A 21,765-nucleotide genomic window follows, 5' to 3' on the forward strand; every position below is an offset into this window, starting at 1 on the left:
GGACATGGTCGGCTCCCGTTCGTCGGGTGGAGTGGGGGCGGTCCGTCACGCGGACGCCTGGGCCATTATGCGGCCCGGCCTATGCTGGGGGACGCACCCGGACCCCCTCGAAGGAGCGCCCCCTCGTGACCTCTGCCCAGCCCACCACCACCACCGTCCTGGACACGGTGCCCCTGAAGCGGGCCCTGATCTCCGTGTACGACAAGACCGGCCTCGAGGAGCTCGCCACAGGGCTCCACGCCGCGGGCGTGCAGATCGTCTCGACCGGCTCCACCGCCCAGCGCATCGCCGCCGCCGGTGTGCCCGTCACCGAGGTCGCCGAGGTCACCGGGTTCCAGGAGTGCCTGGACGGCCGCGTGAAGACGCTGCACCCGCGCGTGCACGCGGGCATCCTGGCCGACCGTCGTCGCGAGGACCACGTGACCCAGCTGCGCGAGCTCGAGGTGGAGCCGTTCGACCTCGTCGTCGTGAACCTCTACCCGTTCGTGGACACCGTGAACTCGGGCGCAGCGGAGGACGCCGTCGTCGAGCAGATCGACATCGGCGGGCCGTCCATGGTGCGCGCGGCCGCGAAGAACCACGCGTCCGTGGCGATCGTCGTGGACCCGGCCCGCTACGGAGAGGTCGTCCAGGCCGCGCAGTCCGGCGGCTTCGACCTGCACGCCCGCCGGCGCCTGGCCGCCCTGGCCTTCGCCCACACCGCGGCGTACGACAACGCCGTGGCCGCCTGGACCGCCGCCCACTTCGGCGAGGACACGCACGCCGACGAGATCCCCGTGTTCCCGCCCTACGCCGGCTTCTCCCTCGAGCGCGCGCAGATCCTGCGCTACGGCGAGAACCCGCACCAGCCCGCGGCGCTGTACCTGGACTCCTCGGCGGCCCCCGGCATCGCGCAGGCCGAGCTGCTGCACGGCAAGCCGATGAGCTACAACAACTACGTGGACGCCGACGCCGCGGTGCGCGCCGCCTTCGACCACCCGGTCCCGGCCGTGGCGATCGTCAAGCACGCCAACCCGTGCGGCGTGGCCGTCACGGACGAGGGCACGGACATCGCGCAGGCGCACGCCAAGGCCCACGCGTGCGACCCGGTCTCCGCGTTCGGCGGCGTGATCGCGGCCAACCGCCCCGTCACCGCCGCCATGGCCGCCCAGGTGAAGGACGTGTTCACGGAGGTCGTCGTGGCCCCGGCGTTCGAGCCCGAGGCCCTGGAGATCCTCTCCGCCAAGAAGAACCTGCGCCTGCTGAGCCTGCCCGAGGGCTTCCTGCGGGACGCCGTGGAGGCCAAGCAGGTCTCCGGCGGCATGCTGCTGCAGATCGCGGACGCGGTGGACGCGGACGGCGACGACCCGGCCACCTGGACCCTCGCCGCCGGCCCCGCCGCCGACGAGGCCGTCCTGGCCGACCTGGCCTTCGCGTGGCGCGCCGTGCGCGCGGCCAAGTCCAACGCCGTGCTGCTGGCCCACGACGGCGCCACGGTGGGCGTGGGCATGGGCCAGGTCAACCGCCTCGACTCCTGCCGCCTGGCCGTCGAGCGCGCCAACACCCTGGGCGCCGCGCAGACCGGCGGGCAGGACGTGAGCAGCGCCGGCGGCGCGGAGAACGTCTCCGGGGAGGGCGCCCCCGAGCGGGCCCGCGGGTCCGTGGCCGCCTCGGACGCGTTCTTCCCGTTCGCGGACGGGCTGCAGATCCTCATCGACGCCGGCGTGAAGGCCGTCGTCCAGCCGGGCGGCTCCGTCCGGGACGAGGAGGTCGTGGCCGCGGCCGAGGCCGCCGGCGTGACCCTGTACCTGACCGGGGCGCGCCACTTCTTCCACGGCTGAGCGCGGCGCGCCGCTGCCGGACGGGGGCCCGGACCGGGCCCCCCGACCCCCAGGAGGTGACGAGGTGATGACCCGCCGCGAGGTCGAGAGCGTCGAGGACCGCATCCGCGAGCACCTGCGCAGGGACGACCTCGACAGCGCGGTCGATCTGCTGCGTGCGCTGTCCCCGGGCGACGCGCTCGAACTGCTCGACCGCTCCGAGCCGCGCATGGTCCCCGTGCTGTTCCGGCTCCTGGACAAGTCGACGGCGGTCCACGTCTTCGCGGCGATGGAGACGGGCCAGCAGTCCGACCTGGTGCGCCAACTCCAGGACGGTCAGGTCCAGGACCTCTTCGCCGAGCTGCGGGTCTCGGGCCAGGCCCGGCTGCTCGACGAGATGCCGGCCACCGTGGCCCGCAAGATGCTCGCCGGGCTCGACGCGGAGGCGAGCGGCAAGGCCGGCCGGCTCCTGGGCTACCCGGCGGACTCGGTGGGACGGCGGCTGCGCATGGCGCCCGTGCGCCTGCGCGAGGACTGGACCGTGTCCACCGCGCTCGAGAACCTCCGGGAGCACGGGGGGCAGGAGCAGGCCGCCATCGTCTCCGTGCCGGTGGTCAGTCCCCAGGCGCGTCTGACGGGCGTCGTCGACGTCTCCGTGCTGGTCACACAGCCGCTCGATGCGCGAGTCTCGGAGATCATGCGGGAACCGGTGTCCGCCGTCGCCACCGAGGACGCCGAGGAGGTGGCCCGGCTCTGCGCGGACCGCCGTCTGTGGACCGTGCCGGTGACGGACTCGGAGGGTCGCCTGATCGGGGTGTTCACGGTGGCCGACGCCCTCGAGGTCCTCGACGAGGGGTCGACCGAGGACTCCGCCCGCGCCGGCGGCGTGGAGCCGCTGGGTCGTCCCTACCTGGCGACCTCCGTCCTGGCGCTGATGCGCTCGCGCATCACGTGGCTGCTCGTGCTCGCGATCGGCGCCACCCTCACCGTGCAGGTGCTCGGCGTCTTCGAGGACACGCTCGAGGAGATGGTCGTCCTCTCCCTGTTCATCCCGCTGATCATCGGCACCGGCGGCAACACGGGCAACCAGGCGGCCACCACGGTCACCCGGGCGCTCGCCCTCGACGACGTCCGGCCCCGCGACGCGCCGCGCGTGATGTTCCGCGAGCTGCGCGTCGGCATGGCCCTGGGCGGGTGCATCGGCCTGCTGGGCCTCGTGCTCGCCGGGTTCGTGTTCTCGTGGCCCGTCGGTCTCGTGATCGGGGCGACGCTGTTCACCGTGTGTGCCTTCGCCGCCACCGTCGGCGGTCTCATGCCGTTGGCGGCCCGCACGATCGGCGCCGACCCCGCCGTGTTCTCGAACCCGTTCATCTCGACGCTCGTGGACGCCCTCGGCCTGGTCGTCTACTTCTTCATCGCCCAGGCCGTGCTCGGCATCTGAGCCGGCCACGGTCCACGCCGCCCTGCCCGCCTCGGCGAGGCGTTCCGGGGCGGGCCCGCCGGACCGGCCGTGCCGCCGTCGTCGGGGGGCGCCCCCGCCGACCCGACGCCCCCCTGGTACCCGGGCGACCCCGCCCGGCCCGGCGAGGGCACCGGCGACGGCCGGGGACGCTGACGCCGAGCCACACACGGTGTGGCGCGTCCGAGGCGCCGGGTAGATTGGCGGGGAGTCACCCGTTCCCTGCCGACGAGGGCCGCGTCTCGAGTGCGGCCAGAAGGAGAGATCATCCGCATGTCGAAGATCATCTACACGCTCACGGACGAGGCCCCCATGCTGGCCACCGCGTCGCTGCTGCCGATCGTGCGTGCCTACGCGGGCACCGCCGGCGTGGAGCTGGAGACCCGTGACATCTCGCTGGCCGGCCGCATCCTCGCCGCGTTCAAGGACGTCCTGCCCGAGGACCAGCGCACCGCGGACGCCCTCGCCGAGCTCGGCGAGTTCGTGAAGTCCCCCGAGGCGAACGTCATCAAGCTGCCGAACATCTCCGCCTCCGTGCCGCAGCTGCGCGCCGCGATCAAGGAGCTGCAGGCGGACGGCTACGCGCTGCCGGAGTACCCGGACGAGCCGAAGACCGACGAGGAGAAGGACGCGAAGGCGCGCTACGACTCGGTCAAGGGCTCCGCCGTGAACCCGGTGCTGCGCGAGGGCAACTCGGACCGCCGCGCTCCGAAGGCCGTGAAGGCGTACGCCAAGCGCTTCCCCCACTCGATGGGCGAGTGGACCCCGGACTCCAAGACCGCCGTCGCCACCATGGGCGCGGACGACTTCCGAGCCAACGAGCAATCCGTGACCCTGCCGACCGCCGACGTGCTGACGATCGAGTTCACCGGCGAGGACGGGAAGACCACCGTGCTCAAGGAGGGCCTGAAGGTCCTCAAGGGCGAGGTCGTGGACGGCACGTTCATGTCCGCCAAGGCCCTGGACGCGTTCCTCGCCGAGCAGGTCAAGCGCGCCAAGGAGGAGGGCATCCTCTTCTCCGCACACCTGAAGGCCACCATGATGAAGGTCTCCGACCCGGTGATCTTCGGCCACGTCGTGAAGGCCTACTTCTCCGAGCTGTTCGAGAAGTACGGCGAGCAGCTGGCCGCCGCCGGCCTGTCCGCGAACAACGGCCTCGCCGCGATCGAGGGCGGCCTGGACAAGCTCGACGCCGAGACCGCCGAGGGTGTGCGCGCCGCCATCGCCGCCGCCTACGAGAACGGCCCGGACGTGGCCATGGTGAACTCCGCCAAGGGCATCACCAACCTCCACGTGCCCTCCGACGTGATCGTGGACGCCTCCATGCCCGCCATGATCCGCACCTCCGGCCGCATGTGGAACAAGGACGACCAGACCCAGGACACCCTGGCCGTCATCCCGGACTCCTCCTACGCCGGCGTCTACCAGGCCGTGATCGACGACTGCAAGGCCAACGGCGCCTACGACCCCACCACCATGGGCACCGTCCCGAACGTGGGCCTCATGGCGCAGAAGGCCGAGGAGTACGGCTCGCACGACAAGACGTTCATCATGGACGCCGCGGGCACCGTGGCCGTGAAGAACTCCGCCGGGGAGACCCTGCTCTCCCACGACGTCGAGGCCGGCGACATCTGGCGCGCCTGCCAGACCAAGGACGTCCCGGTGCGCGACTGGGTGAAGCTGGCCGTGACCCGCGCCCGCGCGTCCCAGACCCCGGCCGTGTTCTGGCTGGACGAGACCCGCGCCCACGACCGCGAGCTCATCAAGAAGGTCGAGGAGTACCTCAAGGAACACGACACCGAGGGCCTGGATCTGCGCATCCTCTCCCCGGTGGAGGCCACCAAGCTCTCGGTGGAGCGCATCCGCCGCGGCGAGGACACCATCTCCGTGACCGGCAACGTGCTGCGTGACTACAACACGGACCTGTTCCCGATCCTCGAGCTGGGCACGTCCGCGAAGATGCTGTCGATCGTCCCGCTGCTCAACGGCGGCGGCCTGTTCGAGACCGGCGCGGGCGGCTCCGCCCCGAAGCACGTGCAGCAGCTGGTGGAGGAGAACCACCTGCGCTGGGACTCCCTCGGCGAGTTCCTCGCGCTGGCCGTGTCCTTCGAGCACGAGGCGGTCGCGAACGAGAACCACCGCGCGCGGGTCCTGGCGGACACCCTGGACGCCGCCACCGGCACCCTGCTGATCGAGGGCAAGTCCCCGAAGCGCAAGGTCGGCGAGCTGGACAACCGCGGCAGCCACTTCTACCTGGCGCTGTACTGGGCCCGCGAGCTGGCGAAGCAGACCGAGGACGTCGAGCTGGCGGCCGCGGCGAAGCCGGTCGCCGAGGAGCTGGAGGCCCAGGAGGAGACCATCCTGGCCGAGCTCAACGGCGTGCAGGGCTCCCCGGTGGACCTGGGCGGCTACTACTGGCCGGAGCTGGAGAAGGTCACCTCCGTGATGCGTCCGTCCGCGACGCTCAACGCGATCGTGGACAAGCTCTCCGTCTGAGCATTCGAGCGCCGGGGGCCGGGTCGCGTGCGTGGAGCGCGCGGCCCGGCCCCTACTCGTTCCCCGGCGCCCGACGCCGACCCCCGGCCACCCGGCCACCCGAGACGGCTCCCCGCCCGCAACGCGGGTTGAGTTGTCGCGGGTGTTCGAGCCCCGGACCCGTGACAACTCAACCCGCGTTGCCCGGGGCGAGGAGGTGGTCAGCCCGCGTGTGCCGCCTCGTGGGCCAGCAGGGCCTGCTTCGCGGCGGTGCCGTAGAGGTAGTGGCCGGCGGCGCCGTCGGCGCGCACCACGCGGTGGCAGGGCACGACGACGGCCACCAGGTTGGCGGCGCACGCCCCGCCGGCGGCGCGCACGGCCCGCGGGGCCCCGCACCGTTCGGCCAGGCCGCCGTAGGTGGCGGGGGAGCCGGGGGCGATGCCGCGCAGCTCCCGCCACGCCCGCTGCCGGAACGCGGTGCCCGGCTGGGTGACGTCGAGGGCGTCGAGCGCGGCCACGTCCCCCGCGGCGTAGGCGGCCAGGGCGTCGGCGACGGGCTGGGACGCACCCGGACGCGGTTCCACGGGGCGCGGGTTCATCTCGCGGTCGGCGGTCTCCGGGTCCAGGGCCACGAGCCGGTCCATGAGCGTCTCGAGGAGGCGCCCGATCGCGGCGGCGGGGGGCTCCGAGTCCTCCGGCACGGCCACGCCGGAGGCGCGCACCGTCTGGTCCTCGGGGGAGAAGACGGCCACGAGGGTGAGCTCGGTGGCGGGCAGGGCGGCGGCGGTCCAGCGCAGCTCGGGAAGCAGGTCCATCCCCTCATTGTCCTGCACGGCCCGGCCCGGACAGGTGTTCGCGCGTCCCCTCCCTGTGTCAGGCTGGCGTCCATGACCGAGATCCGCGTCTTCGAGCATCGCACCCTCCTGCGCCACCCGCGTGAGGTCGTCTTCCGCTGGCTGGAGAACCCCGGCGCGCTGGAGCGGCTCACCCCGCCCTTCGCCGGCGAGGTGGTCCAGGGGCCCACGGACGGCCTCCGCGTGGGCTCCGAGTCGCGGCTGCGCATCCAGGCCCCCGGGGCGGCCGGCCTGTTCGCCGGCGCGGCCCACGGGATGCTCACCGGCCTGCTGCCGGACGCCGTCGCCTCCCGCCTGCCCGGTGGGGCCGCGCCCGCGGTGCCGTGGCGAGCCCGCCACACGGCCTACGAGGAGGGCCGCATGTTCCGGGACGAGATGGTCTCCGGTCCCCTCGCCTCCTGGCGGCACACCCACCTGCTCGACGACGCCGCGCCCGGTGAGGCGGACACGGCGGACGGCCGGCGCGGCACGGTCGTGACGGACCACATCGAGTACGCCCTGCCGGGGGAGTCCCTGGTGTCCCGCGTGCCCGGTCTGGGCGCCGCGGCCTCGCGCCGCACCCACGAGGCGTTCGAGGCGGAGCTGGGCCGCCAGTTCGCCTACCGCGCCCGCGTGATGGCCGATGACCTGGACTTCCACGCCGCCCACCCCGGCCCCCTCGTCGGCGGGCCGGCCCGCACGGTCGCCGTGACGGGGTCCGGTGGACTGATCGGTCGGCAGCTCTGTGCCCTGCTCACCACCGGCGGCCACCGCGTCATCCGGCTCGTGCGGAGCCCGAAGAGGGCCGGTGCGCTGGACGCGGCGCTGTGGGACCCCGGCCGGGAGACCGTGGATGAGGACGCCCTGGCCGAGGCCGACGTCGTCGTGAACCTGGCGGGCGAGCCCATCGCGGGCCGGTTCACGGACGCGCACAAGGAGGCCGTGCACGACTCGCGCGTCCGCGGCACGCGCACCCTCGTGGACGCGCTCGCCCGGATCGCCGCACGGGAGGGGGACGACGCGCGGGTGCGGGCACTCGTGAACGGCTCGGCGATCGGGTACTACGGGGCGGACGCGGGCACGGGCCCGTTCGGCAGCGGCCTCGTCGAGGATCTGGAGCCCGGGGACGACTTCCTCGCCGAGGTCGTCGCGGACTGGGAGGCGGAGGCCCGGCGCGCCGAGGCGGCCGGCATCCGGGTGGCGATGCTGCGGACCGGCGTGGTGCTGAGCCCGGCCGGAGGCATGCTGCAGCAGGTGCTGCCGCTGTTCCTCGCGGGCCTCGGCGGCCCGGTCGCGACCTCGGGCGGGGAGAGCCACGACGGCAGCCCGTGGCTGAGCTGGATCGGTGCCGATGACATCGCCGGCGCCTTCGCCCACGCGGTGATCGACGACGGCGTCACCGGCCCGGTGAACGCGGTGGCGCCGGAGCCGGTCACGGCCCGGGAGTTCGCCACCGTCCTCGGGCGGGTGCTGCACCGGCCGGCGGTCATCCCGGTGCCCGACGCCGGGCCGCGCCTACTGTTGGGTGAGGAGGGCCGGGTGGAGACCGTGGCGGCGGACCAGAAGGTCGTGGCGGACCGACTGGTCGCCTCCGGCTACGACATGCGCGACCCCGAGCTGGAGGGCGCGTTGCGCCACGTGCTCGGGCGGTGACGGGGTGGGGCGGCGTCCCCCGGGACGCCGCCCCCGCGGGTTGTCAGTCCTGCAGCGCGCCGGTCTCCCGGATGAGCTGGCTCAGCGCGGTGAACGCGTCGCGGGCCAGCGCCTCCCAGAGGGCCAGGGCCAGCTGGGGGAAGCCCTCCTGGAGCGCGACCATCACCTGGGCGGTGAGGACTCGCGCCGTCACCGGCCCGCGCGCGCGAACGGTGGAGGGCTGACGGCCCGGCTGGCCGAGGGCCATCTCGCCGAACGTCATCCCCGGGGTGAGCAGGGTGCGGCGCACACGACGGCTGCCCGTGCCCTGGCCCGAGAGCTCCACGGTGCCGGAGACGATCACGTAGATGCCGCCGAACGGCTGGCCGGCGCGACGGATGATCTGGCCGTCCGAGTAGACCCGCTCGTCCATCATGGACTCGAGCAGGCGCGCATCGTCCGCGGAGAGGTGCTGCAGCAGGGGTGCTACGGCCGCCTCCTGGGCGTCCCGCGGCAGCAGGTGGGGGGCGTGCCGGGAGAGCAGCCGCTGCTCGGCCCACTGGGCGGCCCGCGAGCGGGAGTCGAAGAACACGAACTGCGCGCCCTCGGCGGCGGGGTCCACCCCCTCGGCCTCATCCTGCAGCGGCTCGGGCAGGTCCACCTCCACGGACTCCTCGACGGCCGACATCAGCTCCTTCATCTCGGCGGCGTCCCGGTCCACGACGACGACGTCGAGCCCGTTGCCCAGCGCGCGGGCGAACCACTGGGCCACCAGCAGGCGGGCCGGGCGGGAGATGGAGCTGACCGAGCGCATGTCCACCACGAGCGTCTCGAGGGCCTCCGGCAGACCGCGGCTGACGCGGGCGATCGCGTCCACCTGGCTGAAGCCGAGGTGACCGCCCAGCTCCATGACGTGCACGGTGTCCGCGAACCGCCCGAGCGCCTCGAGGACGACGGCGCTGCGCACCGTGCCCGAGGGCGCCTGATCGATCCGGTAGTGGGTGCGCAGGGCCGCGCGCGGGGAACCGGTGACCACCGACGGGTGCAGCTCGAAGTCCTCGACGATAGTCCGCAGGGCGGCCATCGCCGCGGCGCCGAGCCCGTTCTCGTCCGTCGTGTCCGACTGCAGCGCCAGACCGAGGTGGCCCGGCACCACCACGAGCACCGTGCCGCCGCGGGTGGACGCCCAGCCAGGCTGACCGACGTCGTACGCCCACCGGGAGTCCCGGGTGTCCATGCCGCAGGAGTCCATCACCGAGAGCACGCCGCGGACCGTCTCCTCGCTCAGCACCCGGTCCCCGGTGACGGGGTGGACGCCGCCGTGCGCGAGGGTGCCGGCGAGCAGGGCGAGGTCCTCCACGGTCACGGCGGCGGCACGCACCGTGGCGATGTCCTCGAGCAACGTCTCGGGGTCGGCGTCCAGCGTGTCGAGGGACTTCATCAGCCACGCAGCCGACCGGGTGTGATGCTGGGCGCGGTTCTCCGCGCGGGCGGCCGACTCCGTGACGGTGACCTCGCGGTCGAACAGTGCGGAGAGCAGCTGCATCATGCGTGCGGTCCGGTCGCGGCCACCGCGGCCCTTCACGAGGGAGGCGGTGGCCACCGCGCCCGCGTTCTGCAGCGGGTTGTGCGGCAGGCCCGTGACGGCGTCCACCTCGACCCGGTGGTCCAGGTCGCGCACGGGGGCGGCTCCCACTCGCTCGCCCACCCGCACCGCGCCGAGGTCCTCGAGGGCCTGCGCGTGGAACAGGGGAGAGGCGAGCGTGGCCAGGGGCACGGCCGTCATGGATCCGGAGACGTAGCGGTGCCCGTCCACCAGGAGCATCGCGACGCCCAGCCCGTCCGGGACCTCCCCCTCACCCGCGTGGGCCGACGTGAGGCGATCGAGGTGCTCCTGGACGGGTGTGGTCATGGGTCACAGCCTAGTCAGTGGGGCGGCCCCGGGACAGCGCGACGGAGGCGGGCACAATGGGTCCCGATGCCCACCCCCGTCGATCCCGTCTCCGTCCCCGCCTGCCTCTCCGCCGCTCTGGGCCGCCTCAGCACCGGCCTGACGTTCGCCGCCGCCCTGCCCGAGCTCGAAGACGCACTGGACGCGCGCGGGGCGGCCGTCGTCGAGGCGCCCCCGGGCACGGGCAAGACCACCGTGGTCCCGCCCGCGCTCGCGGTCCGGCTCGCGGACCACGGCGGCGGGCGCGTCCTGGTCACGCAGCCGCGGCGGGTCGCGGTGCGCGCGGCCTGGCGGCGGCTGCGCACGGCGGTGCTGGCCGCCGCGGCCGACGCGCAGCCCGGCGCCGACCCCGACGCGCAGGCTCGGCTCGCGGACGCCGCCGTCGGGTACGCCGTGCGCGGCGACGCGGTGGGCGGCGGGGCCTCGGCCGTCGAGTTCGTGACCCCGGGCCTGCTGCTGCGCCGCCTCCTCGCCGACCCCGGGCTCGACGGCGTGGGCGCGGTGGTCCTGGACGAGGTCCACGAGCGGGACCTGGACACGGACGTGCTCTTCGCCCTCCTCGCCGACCTGCGGCAGCTGCGCCCCGAACTCGTGCTCGTGGCCATGTCCGCCACCGTGGACGCGGCGGCCCTGGCCGCCCGCTGGGCCCGCGGCATGGGGGAGGAGGCGCCCCTGCCCGTGGTCTCCACCCCGGCCGTGCTGCACCCGCTGCGCGAGGAGCACGCCCCCTTCCGCGGCCACCGCCTCACCGCCGAGGGCCGCGTGGACCGGGCCTTCCTCGACCACGTCGCGGCCACGGCCGCACGCGCCCACGCCGAGGCGCTCGAGGCCGACCCGACCGTGGACGCCCTCGTCTTCCTGCCCGGCGTGGCCGAGGTCGAGGCCGTCGCGGGGCGCGTCGCCGCGCTCGCCCCGGACACCGAGGTCCGCGTCCTGCACGGCCGCCAGGAACCCGCTGACCAGGACGCCGCGCTCGCCGGCCGCGCCGACCCCGCCGTGCCGCGCGTCGTCGTCGCGACGGCGGTCGCCGAGTCCTCGCTGACCGTGCCGGGGGTGCGCCTCGTCATCGACTCGGGCCTGGCCCGCGAGCCGCGCCGGGACCGGGGGCGCGGCATGGCCGGGCTCGTCACCGTCCAGGCCTCGCGCGCGGCCGCCGGCCAGCGCGCGGGCCGCGCCGCCCGCCTCGGCCCCGGCACCGTGGTCCGCTGCCACACCGCTGCAGCCCTGGGCACCGCGCCCGCAGCCCCGACGCCGGCCCTCGCCGTCGTCGACCTCGCGCCGGTGGCCCTGGCGTTCGCGGCGTGGGGTGCCCCAGGTGGGCGCGGGCTGACCCTGCCCGAGGACCCGCCGGCCGACGCGATGGCCGCAGCCGAGCGCACGCTCGCCTCCCTCGGCGCGGTGGACGAGGACGGGCGCATCACCCCGCACGGCGCCGTCCTGGCCGAGCTGCCCCTGGACCCGCCCCTCGGCCACGCCCTCCTGCGCGCGGCACCGTGGACGGGGCCCCGCCCCGCGGCCGAGGTGACGGCGGCCCTCACCCTGGACCTGCGCGCCCCCGGGGCCGACCTCGAGGCGCTGGTCGCGGCCGTGCGGGCCGGCCGGCACCCGGAGGCCGGGCGCTGGCGCCGGGAGGCGGACCGACTGGAACGACTCGCCCGTCGGCACGCACACCACGCCCCGGATGAGCCCGGGCCCGAGGCGACGGCGGCCGCGCGACGGCACCCCGCCGGCCTCGTGGCCGCCCTGGCCTTCCCCGCGTGGATCGCCCGACGCGCGGGGGAGGCGGGCGCGTACCTGCTCGCCTCCGGCACCCGCGCGGCCCTGCCCCGCGACGCCGCCGGCGGCGGCCTGGCGGGGCAGGAGTGGCTGGCCGTGGCCGAGGTCGCCCGCATCGCCGGGGACGCGGCCGGCACGGGTGCCGCGATCCGCTCGGCCGCGCCGATCGACCGGACGCTCGCCGAACTCGCCGGCGCGGGCCTGCGGCGCACCGAGGACACCGCCGACTGGCGCGGGGACCGGCTCACCGGCCGCCGCGTGGACCGGCTGGGCGCGCTCGTGCTGGCGGAGACGCCGGCCCCCGTCGCCCCCGACGCCGCCGCGCAGGCCGTGTGCGCCGCACTCGCCGCCGACGGCCTCGCCCGGTTCGACCCGAGCGGTCGGACCGAACGCCTGCGCCGCCGGGTGCACCTGCTCCACCGCGTCCTCGGCGCCCCGTGGCCGGACCTTTCGGACGCGGCGCTGCCCGGCCTGGACGCGCTGGTCGACGGGCTCGCGGCCGACCTGGCCGCGGGGCGGCCCCTCGCGCGCCTGGACGCCGAGGCGCTGCTGCGCGGTGCCCTGCCGTGGCCGGAGGCGGGGCGGCTGGACGAGCTCGCCCCCGAGCGCCTGCCCGTGCCGAGCGGGCGCGCCGTCGTCGTGGACTATCCGGCCGTCCACGAGGACACCCCGCCCGTGGTCGCCGCCAAGCTGCAGGAGTTCTTCGGGGCGCATGTCACCCCCGCTGTGGCGGACGGTCGTGAGCCGGTGGTCCTGCACCTGCTCTCCCCGGCAGGTCGCCCGCTCGCCGTGACCGCCGACCTGCCCTCCTTCTGGGCCGGCCCCTACGCGCAGGTCCGCGCTGAGAACCGGGGGCGCTACCCCAAGCACCCGTGGCCCGAGGATCCCGCCGCCGCGGAGCCGACCGCCCGGACGAACCGCCGCGCCCGCTGAGAAAGGGGTCCGCGAAACGTGCAGGAATCGCTGTGATGCGTGATGATGGCCGTCACATCCGACTCGCATCGATTGAGGTTCCACTTGTGAGACACGACACGCGGGCACGTCAACGGCGCCGGGCCACGCTGGCCGGCGCCGTCGCCGCGGGCGCGCTCCTGGCCGGGTGTGCTCCGGCCGAGCAGACGCCCACCCTGACCTGGTACACCAACCCCGACGACGGCGGGCAGGCGAAGATCGCCGCCCAGTGCACCGACGCCGCGAACGGCCGGTACAGAGTCGAGACGTCCATGCTTCCGACGGACGCCGCATCCCAGCGCGAGCAGCTGACCCGCCGCCTCGCCGCAGGCGACACGTCGATGGACATCATGTCCCTCGACCCGCCGTTCGTCCCCGAGCTCGCCGAGCCCGGGTTCCTGGCCCCCGTGCCGGAGGAGATGCAGGCGTACGCGAAGGACAACGCCCTGGAGGGCGCGCTCGCGGCCGCCAGCTGGAAGGACGAGCTCGTCACGGTCCCGTTCTGGGCCAACACGCAGCTGCTCTGGTACCGCAAGTCGGTCGCCGAGGCCGCGGGGCTGGACATGTCCCAGCCCGTCACGTGGGACCAGCTGATGGAGGCCGCCCGCAGCCAGGACAAGGACCTGGCCGTCCAGGGCGCCCGTGCGGAGTCCATGACCGTGTGGCTCAACGCGCTCATCGAGGGCGGCGGGGAGCAGATCGTCCCCAACGCCGAGGCGCCCACGGACGAGGTCACCACGAACCTCGACTCCGAGGCCGGCCGCACGGCCGCCCGGATCATCTCCACCATCGGCAAGGAGGGTCTCGGCAGCGCCGGCCTGCCGACCCAGGACGAGAACGCCTCCATGCTGCTCTTCCAGGGCAAGAACGGCTCGTTCATGGTCAACTGGCCGTTCGTCTGGCCGGCCACCCTCGGCTCCGTGGAGGAGGGCTCGCTGCCGGAGGACCTGCCCGAGGACATCGGCTGGGCCGTCTACCCCCGCACCGTCGAGGGCAAGGACGCCGCGCCGCCCGTGGGCGGCATCAACCTGGGGGTGGGCGCGAAGTCCGAGCACCAGGACCTCGCCTGGGACGCGATCTCCTGCATCACCACCACCGAGCACCAGAGCCAGTACTTCGTCGAGAACGGCAACCCGCCCGCCGACCCGGCGGCCTACGACGCCCCCGAGGTCGCCGAGAAGTACCCCATGGCGGACACCATCCGGGAGTCCCTCGAGCTGGGCGCCCCGCGGCCGCAGACCCCGTACTACAACGAGGTCTCCACCGCGATCCAGCAGCGCTACGCGCCGCCGTCGGGCGTCACCGAGTCCACCCCGGCCGAGACCGACGACTTCATCCAGGAAGTCCTGAGAGGGGAGCGTCTGCTGTGAGCCACGTCGACACCGCACCCGCCGCATCCACCCCGCGCGCCGCCGAGGGTCGCCGCCCCCGCCGGGTGAAGTCCCAGCGCGCGAAGTCCGAGGCGCGTCTCGGCTGGCTCCTGGCCGGCCCCGCGTTCTTCGTGATGCTGTTCGTGGTCCTGTACCCGATCCTGCAGGCCCTCTACGACTCGCTGTTCACGTACCGGCTCACCGCGCCGGGCGACCGCGAGTTCGTGGGCCTGGGCAACTACGGCGTGATCCTCACGGACCCCGTGTTCTGGAAGGACCTCGGGGTGACCCTGCTGATCACCGTGGTGACCGTGGTGGTCGAGCTCATCCTCGGCTTCCTGCTGGCCCTGGCCATGCACCACGCCATCAAGCAGACCCGCGGCCTGATCCGCACGATCATCCTGGTGCCGTACGGCATCATCACCGTGGTCTCCGCGTTCGCGTGGTTCTACATGTTCTCGATCGACTCGGGCTACATCAACGCCTGGTTCGAGTGGCTGCCGGGCGTCGACGCGGACCTGAACTGGTTCGCGCAGGGCAGCACCGCGCTGTTCGTGATCATGCTCTCCGAGATCTGGAAGACCACCCCGTTCATCTCCCTGCTCCTGCTGGCCGGCCTGGCCCAGGTGCCGGGCGACCTCACCGAGGCCGCCGCCGTCGACGGCGCCTCGTGGTGGCAGCGGATGAAGCTGGTCATCCTGCCGAACATGAAGGCCTCGATCATGGTGGCCGTCCTGTTCCGCGCGATGGACGCGTTCCGCATCTTCGACTCCATCTACATCATGACCAACGGCGCCTACGGCACCGAGGTCCTCTCGCTGCTGGCCTACCGCACGTCCATCGGCCGGCTCGAGATCGGCATGGGTTCGGCGGTCTCCGTGATCCTGTTCCTGTGCGTGGCCCTCATGGCGGTCATCGCCGTCAAGGGCTTCAAGGTGGACCTGGCCGACCGAGGAGGTTCCAAGTGAGCACCGCCGCATCCGCTCCCGCCCCTGAGGGCCGCGCGCCTGAGGGCCGCGCGCCCCACCGTCGCGGCACCGGGAAGGCCACCGCACTGTGGTGGATCCTCACCGTCGTGATCGGCGTGTGGTGCCTCTTCCCGCTGTTCTCGATCTTCGCGACCAGCTTCAAGACGCCCGCCGACCTCGCCAACGGCAAGCTGCTGCCCACCCAGTGGTCCACGGTGAACTACGAGGAGATCTTCGTGGGCGGCTCGCGCGAGCTGTTCCTCACGGCGCTGCGCAACTCGATCGGCATCACCGTGATCGCCACGATCATCGCCGTCATCCTGGCCACGCTGTGCGCCTACGCGATCGCCCGCCTGGACTTCCCGGGCAAGCGGATCGTGCTCACGGTGTCCCTGATGGTCTCGATGTTCCCCGTCATCTCCCTGGTGACGCCGCTGTTCAACATGTGGCGCACCCTCGGGCTGTACGACACGTGGGTCGGCCTGATCATCCCCTACCTGTCCCTGACCCTGCCGATCTCCATCTGGACCCTGGCCGCGTTCTTCCGCCAGATCCCGTGGGAGCTCGACCAGGCCGCGCAGGTGGACGGCGCCACCCCGCTCGAGGCGTTCCGCAAGGTGATCGTCCCGCTGGCCGCCCCCGGCGTCTTCACGACGGCGATCATCGCCTTCTTCATCGCCTGGAACGACTTCGTGTTCGGCATCTCCCTGACCTCCACCGAGACCGCGCGCACCGTGCCCGCCGCCCTGGCCTTCTTCACCGGCGCCTCGCAGTTCGAGTCGCCGACCGGGGCCATCTCGGCGGCCGCGATCATCGTGACCATCCCGATCGTGATCCTGGTGCTGGCGTTCCAGCGTCAGATCGTGGCCGGCCTGACCAACGGCGCGGTGAAGGGCTGAGGCCCGCACACGAGACCTCCCGAAAGGACCCCCCGATGGCCTCCATCACCCTGAACCACATCGACAAGACCTACGACGACGGCTTCCACGCCATCAAGGACGTGAACCTGGAGATCGAGGACGGCGAGTTCGTCATCCTCGTGGGCCCCTCCGGCTCCGGCAAGTCCACGCTGCTGCGCATGATCGTGGGCCTCGAGGACATCACCGACGGCGAGATGCTGATCGACGGCCGCCGCGTGAACGAGGCGGCCCCCAAGGACCGCAACCTCGCGATGGTGTTCCAGAACTACGCGCTGTACCCGCACCTGACGGTGTACGAGAACATCGCCTTCCCGCTGCGGCTGATCAAGGACAACAAGCCCTCCGATGAGGAGATCGACCGCAAGGTGCGCGACGCCGCCCGCGTGCTCGAGCTCGAGGACCACCTCGAGCGCAAGCCCGGCAACCTCTCCGGCGGCCAGCGTCAGCGCGTGGCCATGGGCCGGGCGATCGTGCGCGAGGCGGACGCGTTCCTCTTCGACGAGCCGCTGTCCAACCTGGACGCCAAGCTGCGCGGGCAGATGCGCGCGGAGATCTCGCAGCTGCAGCGCCGCCTGGCCACCACCTCCGTCTACGTGACGCACGACCAGACCGAGGCCATGACCCTGGGCGACCGGGTGGCCGTGCTCAAGAAGGGCGAGCTGCAGCAGGTGGCCAGCCCGCGCGAGCTCTACGAGCAGCCGCTCAACCTGTTCGTGGCCGGCTTCATCGGCTCGCCGTCGATGAACTTCCTGCCCGCCTCGCTGAAGCAGAAGGAGGGCGGCCACGTGCTGTCCTCGCCGATCGGTGACATCCCGGTGCCGCCCGAGAAGGCCCGCGCCGCCGAGGGGCGGGACATCGTGTTCCTCGGCCTGCGGCCGGAGTTCTTCGAGGACGCCGAGCTGGTGGAGGACAGCCGCCGCGGCCAGGGCTCCACCTTCGACGCGACGCTCACGCACCTGGAGTGGCTGGGCCACGAGCAGTACGGCTACATCGAGTTCGATCCGGACCCGGCCGTGGCCGAGATGCTCTCCTCGCTGGCCAAGGACCTGGACGCGGACGAGCTGCGCCCCGTCGTCGTGGCCACCCTCTCCGGCGAGTCCCGCGCCCGGCCGGGCACGCCGACCCGCCTGTGGGTGGACACCACGCGGGTGCACCTGTTCGACCCGACCACCGGTGAGAACCTCACCCGCGACCCCGAGGTCGGCGCCGAGCTGACCCGCCGGGCCGCCGAGGAGCGCCGCCGCCAGATCGAGATGGCGGCCGAGCGTGACGCCGCCGAGCACGAGGCGGACGCGCCGCGCCGCTGAGCCGGCGCCGGGGACGCCGGGGGCGGGTCAGTACCCGCCCTCGGCGTCCACCAAGCCCTCCAGCTCCGTCCCGGCCGCGCGGGCCCGCAGGTTCCGCTCGACCCGCGCGTGGAGCAGCGGGACGCACATCTCCGGGGTGTCCGCCGTGTGCGGCGTGATGAGGGCGCGCTCCTCGGTCCAGAGCGGGTGGCCGTCCGGGAGGGGCTCGGGGTCGGTGACGTCCGTGCCGTAGCCGTGCAGCCGACCCGCCGCGAGGGCCTGGACGACGGCGTCCGTGTCCACCAGCGCCCCGCGGGCGACGTTCACGAGCACGGCGTCCTCATCCAGGAGGGCGAGGCGGTCGGCGTCGACCATGCCGCGGGTCTCCTCGGTGGCCGCCGCGGCGATCATCACGACCTGCGCGCCGGGCAGGACCTCGTCGAGGCGGTCGGTCGTGACGGTGCGGTCCGCGCCGGGCACGTCGCCCGCGCGTCGGCGGACCGCGGTGACGTGCACGTCCCAGGTCTTGAGCAGGCGGATGTACTCCTGTGCGATTCCGCCGCCGCCCACGACCACGGCATTCAGGCCGTTCAGGGTGCGCCCGGAGGAGGGACCCCATGTGGTGGCGCGGACGCGCGCGGGCAGGTCCCGCAGCAGGGCCAGGGTGAGCAGCAGCGCGTGTTCGGCCACCGGCGGCGCGTATGTGCCCTTGGCGGACGTCCACACGATGTCCGGGCGGCTGCGCACGAGGGGGACGAACGGCTCGATCCCGGCGAACGGGAGCTGCACCCAGCTCACGTGGGGGTGGGCGGTCAGGGCCGCGGCGAGCGCATCGACCGGGATCGGGCGGACCATCAGCAGGGCCGTGGCAGAGGTGTCGCCCTCGGCCACGGCGGCGCCGCCGACGTCGGCCACGGCCTGCTCGGCCAGCCGACGGGCGTGGGCGTAGGGGGTGCCGGCGACGTCCTGCGCCGCGGGGAGGACGAGCAGGCGCTCGGGGACGTCGTCGGGTCGGGTGCGGGGGAGAGCGGAAGAGGTGGGCATGGTGCCCACCGTCCCACATCCTCCGGGCCCGGTTCAGCCGGCGACGGCGTCCCGGTGCGCGGCGGACAGCCGCAGGTAGGTGGCCGCGTTCTTCTTGAGGCCCTCCCGCTCCTCGTCCGTGAGGGGGCGGCGGACCTTCGCGGGGACGCCCGCCACGAGAGAGCCGGCCGGGACCTGCGTCCCCTCGAGCACCAGGGCCCCGGCGGCCACGAGCGAACCGGCCCCGATCACCGCGCCGTTCATCACCGTGGCGGACATGCCGATCAGGCAGTCGTCCTCCACGGTGGCCCCGTGCACCACGGCGGAGTGGCCCACGGAGACACCGGCGCCCAGGGTGCACGGGAAGCCCTCGTCCGCGTGCAGCACCACGTTGTCCTGCAGGTTGGTGCCCGCCCCGACGCGGATGGGGGCGGAGTCACCGCGGGCGGAGACGCCGTAGAAGGCCGAGGAGCGCTCGGCCATCTCGACGTCGCCGGTGATCGCGGCGGTCGGGGCGAGGAAGACGGACTCGTGGATGCGCGGGGTGGCACCCGCGACGGTGATGATGTGGGCCATGCCACCAGCCTAGGCGGGCAGGACGACGGCGCCGCGTGGCGCCGTCGTCCCGGGCTCAGCTGAAGACGACGGTCCGCCGGCCGTCCGCGAGGACGCGGTGCTGGGCGTGCCAGCGCACGGCCTGCGCGAGCGTGGAGCCCTCGACGTCGCGGCCGCGGGCCACGAAGTCGGCGGCGGTCTGGGCGTGGGTCACCGGCTGCACGGACTGCGCGATGATCGGGCCCTCGTCCAGGTCGGCGGTCACGTAGTGGGCGGTGGCGCCGATGAGCTTCACGCCGCGTTCGTGCGCCTGGTGGTAGGGGCGGGCGCCCTTGAAGGAGGGCAGGAACGAGTGGTGGATGTTGATGGCCATCCCGGCCAGGTCCCGGCACAGCTCGTCCGAGAGGATCTGCATGTAGCGGGCCAGGACGACCAGCTCGATGTCGAACTGGGCGATCAGGTCGCGCAGCCGGTCCTCCGCGGCCTCCTTGGAGTCCCGGCTCGAGGGGTCCTTGGAGACGGGCACGTGGATGAAGGGCACGCCGTAGAAGGAGGCGAGCGGCTGCAGGTCCAGGTGGTTCGAGACCACCACGGGGATCTCGATGGGCAGGGTGCCGGCGCGCTGCTGGAAGAGCAGGTCGTTGAGGGTGTGCCCGTCCTTGGAGCACATCACGAGGGTGCGCATGCGGTGCGCCGCGTCCCACAGGCCCATGCGCATGCCGAACTCCTCGCGCACCGGCGCGAGCGCCTGCTCGATGTCCTCCCGCGTGGCCGGGGTCACGAACTCCACGCGCATGAAGAAGTCGCCGGTGTCCGGGGAGTCGTACTGCTGCGACTCGGTGATGTCCGCCTCCACGCCCAGCAGGGCGCCCGTCACGGCGTGCACGATGCCCTTGCGGTTCGTGCAGGCCAGCGTGAGCACGCGGGCGTGCTCCGCGCCGGAGGCGGGGGAGGGGCTGGGGGAGAGGGCTGCCGTGTCCATGGCGTCGATGGTAGGCGGTGCCGGCCGCGCGGAACCGCGGGATGACGGGGCTGATCCCTGGTCGGGGGGCCGGGCCCCGTGTCATTCTCAAGACCAGGTTCCCCGCCGCGCGGCGGCGCGGGAAGCACGACGCGGCGCCCGGCCCGGCCGGTCGCCCCAGACGACCGAGGAGCACCCCATGCCAGAGTCCACCCTCTACTGGATCATCGCGGCCATCATCGTCGTGCTGCTGATCCTGATCATCCTCTCGGTGATCGCCTCCCGCCGTCGTCGTGAGGCCGAAGCCGAGGCCGCCGAGACCCGGCTCGAGCGTCGGGGTGTCACCGCGGACACCGCGGGTGAGCAGGCGGCCGCCCCCGCGGCCCCGACCCGCCTCTCCCGCCTGGACGAGGTGGCGGCCGAGGAGGACGCGCGCCCCGTGGCCGCGGTGAAGCCCGCCGGGGGTCTGGCTGCGTTCGACACCGCCGCGGCGGACCGCGAGACCGACGAGTCCGTCGCCGGCGTGGCCGGCGGTGCGGGGGTGACCGTGGACCAGCAGGGCGCCCCGAGCACCGAGGCCACCGCTGAGACCCACCGTCGCGATGCCGCGGCTCCGACCACCCGGGGAACGCTGCGCCCCGTTGCGGCGGCGCCGAGCACGGCGCGCGAGGCGGACACCGTGGGCCTGGGCGCGGCCGGTGTGGCCGGCGGCTCCGGCGTCACCCTGGACGAGCAGACGCCCGCGGCCGACGTCCCGGCGACCCCGGCCTCCCCGTCCCCGGTGACCGAGACGACCGCCCCGGCGGCACCGGCCGCCGAGGCTCCGCAGCACAGGAGCCACCTCACCCCGGCTCCCGAGCACGTGCACGGGACCGTCCCCGCCGACGAGGTCGCCGCCGAGCACACCCCTACCAAGGAGTTCGCCACGGAGGCGATCCCCGTCCCTCAGGGCGAGCACCTCGAGACGCACACGGTCGCCACCACCGCGCACGGCTCGGTCACCGTCGTGGCCACCGAGTCGGACCAGGCCCAGCAGAACGGCGCCGACGGGGCGGAGCGCTCGGCCGCCGGGGCCCTGCGCATCGACGGCACGCCCGGGGTGCCCGGGCGCGTGGCCGAGGCGGACCGCGAGCCGGCGCGTACCGAGGACCATCGCGTGGACGCCGCGCAGCCGGCGGCGGTCGAGCCCGCGGCTGAGCGCCCGTCCCTCGAGGCCGCGGCCGAGCGCCCGTCCCTCGAGGCCACCCCGGCCACCCGACGGGCCGAGGCCCCGGAGACCCACGCCGGCACCACGCCGGCCACGCCCCTGGGCGGCGCCCCGGAGCTGGATCCGACCGCGGCCTCGTCCGGCCGTGCGGAGGACGCCACTCCGGCGACCCGCCGCGAGGCCCGCGCCGCGCAGTCGGCGGCAGCCGCCGGGACCGCCGCGCCGACGTCGTCGACGCCCACGACCGTGGCCCCGGACACCTCCACCTCCTCCGCCCCCACGGATGAGGAGCCCGCCGAGGACGACACCGAGGGCGCCGCCCTCCCGGACCTGCGGGCGGACCGCGACCAGACCCGAGGCTCGGACGCCGAGGGCGAGTCGAAGCTGGCCCAGGCCGGCGCCGTGGCGGCCTCCGCGTTCGAGACCGTGCGTGACAAGGTCGCCGTCCCGCTGCGGGACAACGTGGCCGTGTCCGCCAAGGACAAGGCCGTGAAGGTGATCAAGGACAAGCTGGCCCAGGCGCAGGAGCGCCGCTGGGGCAAGCGCTGACCTGGGCATTCGCCCCACGACGACGGCGGCCGCCCCCTCGTGCGAGGGAG

At 74.0% G+C, this 21,765-nt stretch carries 15 protein-coding genes; 10 read left to right on the top strand and 5 right to left on the bottom strand.

Going from position 1 to position 21,765, the window contains the following annotated elements; genetic code table 11:
- Positions 1-125 precede the first annotated feature (125 nt).
- From purH to J1M39_RS01485, 3 genes are all read left to right on the top strand, one after another.
- A complete protein-coding gene (gene purH / locus J1M39_RS01475; RefSeq protein WP_206496402.1) occupies positions 126-1,820 on the top strand; it encodes a bifunctional phosphoribosylaminoimidazolecarboxamide formyltransferase/IMP cyclohydrolase in 1,695 nt (564 codons plus the stop codon).
- Positions 1,821-1,887: 67 nt separating this feature from the next.
- Complete coding sequence (gene mgtE, locus J1M39_RS01480) at positions 1,888-3,240, top strand: magnesium transporter (RefSeq protein ID WP_206496403.1); 1,353 nt, start codon at positions 1,888-1,890, stop codon at positions 3,238-3,240.
- 291 nt (positions 3,241-3,531) lie between these two features.
- Positions 3,532-5,754 (top strand): NADP-dependent isocitrate dehydrogenase, encoded by a 2,223-nt coding sequence (locus tag J1M39_RS01485; RefSeq protein WP_206496404.1) that lies wholly within the window; start codon positions 3,532-3,534, stop codon positions 5,752-5,754.
- 200 nt (positions 5,755-5,954) lie between these two features.
- On the opposite strand, the gene J1M39_RS01490 is transcribed toward J1M39_RS01485, so the two are convergent.
- Positions 5,955-6,548: a methylated-DNA--[protein]-cysteine S-methyltransferase gene (locus J1M39_RS01490; protein ID WP_036338176.1), complete on the bottom strand. Its 594-nt coding sequence runs from the start codon at positions 6,546-6,548 to the stop codon at positions 5,955-5,957.
- A gap of 72 nt (positions 6,549-6,620) precedes the next feature.
- Between J1M39_RS01490 and J1M39_RS01495 the strand changes: the two genes are divergently transcribed.
- Positions 6,621-8,219, top strand: coding sequence for a TIGR01777 family oxidoreductase (locus tag J1M39_RS01495; RefSeq protein ID WP_036338179.1), 1,599 nt, complete (start codon positions 6,621-6,623; stop codon positions 8,217-8,219).
- 43 nt (positions 8,220-8,262) lie between these two features.
- On the opposite strand, the gene J1M39_RS01500 is transcribed toward J1M39_RS01495, so the two are convergent.
- Positions 8,263-10,110 (bottom strand): glutaminase, encoded by a 1,848-nt coding sequence (locus tag J1M39_RS01500; protein WP_044659000.1) that lies wholly within the window; start codon positions 10,108-10,110, stop codon positions 8,263-8,265.
- Positions 10,111-10,176: 66 nt separating this feature from the next.
- On the opposite strand from J1M39_RS01500, the gene hrpB reads away from it, so the two are divergent.
- The 5 genes from hrpB to J1M39_RS01525 all read left to right on the top strand — a co-directional run bounded on the left by hrpB (position 10,177) and on the right by J1M39_RS01525 (position 17,441).
- Positions 10,177-12,858 (top strand): ATP-dependent helicase HrpB, encoded by a 2,682-nt coding sequence (gene hrpB, locus J1M39_RS01505; protein WP_144818784.1) that lies wholly within the window; start codon positions 10,177-10,179, stop codon positions 12,856-12,858.
- 86 nt (positions 12,859-12,944) lie between these two features.
- Positions 12,945-14,246 carry an extracellular solute-binding protein gene (locus J1M39_RS01510; RefSeq protein WP_070708748.1) on the top strand — a complete coding sequence of 434 codons (1,302 nt, stop codon included), beginning with the start codon at positions 12,945-12,947 and terminating at the stop codon, positions 14,244-14,246.
- Positions 14,243-15,214 (top strand): carbohydrate ABC transporter permease, encoded by a 972-nt coding sequence (locus J1M39_RS01515; RefSeq protein ID WP_070708749.1) that lies wholly within the window; start codon positions 14,243-14,245, stop codon positions 15,212-15,214. Before J1M39_RS01510 ends, J1M39_RS01515 begins: the two co-directional genes overlap by 4 nt.
- A complete protein-coding gene (locus J1M39_RS01520) occupies positions 15,211-16,113 on the top strand; it encodes a carbohydrate ABC transporter permease (protein WP_080695955.1) in 903 nt (300 codons plus the stop codon). The genes J1M39_RS01515 and J1M39_RS01520 overlap by 4 nt, the downstream gene beginning before the upstream one ends.
- A 35-nt stretch (positions 16,114-16,148) precedes the next feature.
- Positions 16,149-17,441: an ABC transporter ATP-binding protein gene (locus J1M39_RS01525; RefSeq protein WP_161787858.1), complete on the top strand. Its 1,293-nt coding sequence runs from the start codon at positions 16,149-16,151 to the stop codon at positions 17,439-17,441.
- Positions 17,442-17,468: 27 nt separating this feature from the next.
- Here J1M39_RS01525 and J1M39_RS01530 read toward each other — a convergent pair whose 3' ends face one another.
- Genes J1M39_RS01530 through J1M39_RS01540 form a run of 3 tightly spaced genes read right to left on the bottom strand, consistent with a single transcriptional unit; the run spans position 17,469 to position 19,980 of the window.
- Positions 17,469-18,464, bottom strand: a complete 996-nt coding sequence (locus J1M39_RS01530) for a D-isomer specific 2-hydroxyacid dehydrogenase family protein (RefSeq protein ID WP_241251982.1) — start codon at positions 18,462-18,464, stop codon at positions 17,469-17,471.
- Between the two features lie 33 nt (positions 18,465-18,497).
- Positions 18,498-19,019, bottom strand: a complete 522-nt coding sequence (locus J1M39_RS01535) for a gamma carbonic anhydrase family protein (RefSeq protein ID WP_036314590.1) — start codon at positions 19,017-19,019, stop codon at positions 18,498-18,500.
- Positions 19,020-19,074: 55 nt separating this feature from the next.
- A complete protein-coding gene (locus J1M39_RS01540) occupies positions 19,075-19,980 on the bottom strand; it encodes a formyltetrahydrofolate deformylase (RefSeq protein ID WP_061866944.1) in 906 nt (301 codons plus the stop codon).
- A 178-nt stretch (positions 19,981-20,158) separates the two neighbouring features.
- On the opposite strand from J1M39_RS01540, the gene J1M39_RS01545 reads away from it, so the two are divergent.
- Positions 20,159-21,715 (top strand): hypothetical protein, encoded by a 1,557-nt coding sequence (locus J1M39_RS01545; RefSeq protein ID WP_020625389.1) that lies wholly within the window; start codon positions 20,159-20,161, stop codon positions 21,713-21,715.
- Positions 21,716-21,765 lie beyond the last annotated feature (50 nt).

The organism is Micrococcus sp. KRD077 (genome assembly GCF_017168505.1).
GTDB lineage: Bacteria > Actinomycetota > Actinomycetes > Actinomycetales > Micrococcaceae > Micrococcus > Micrococcus luteus.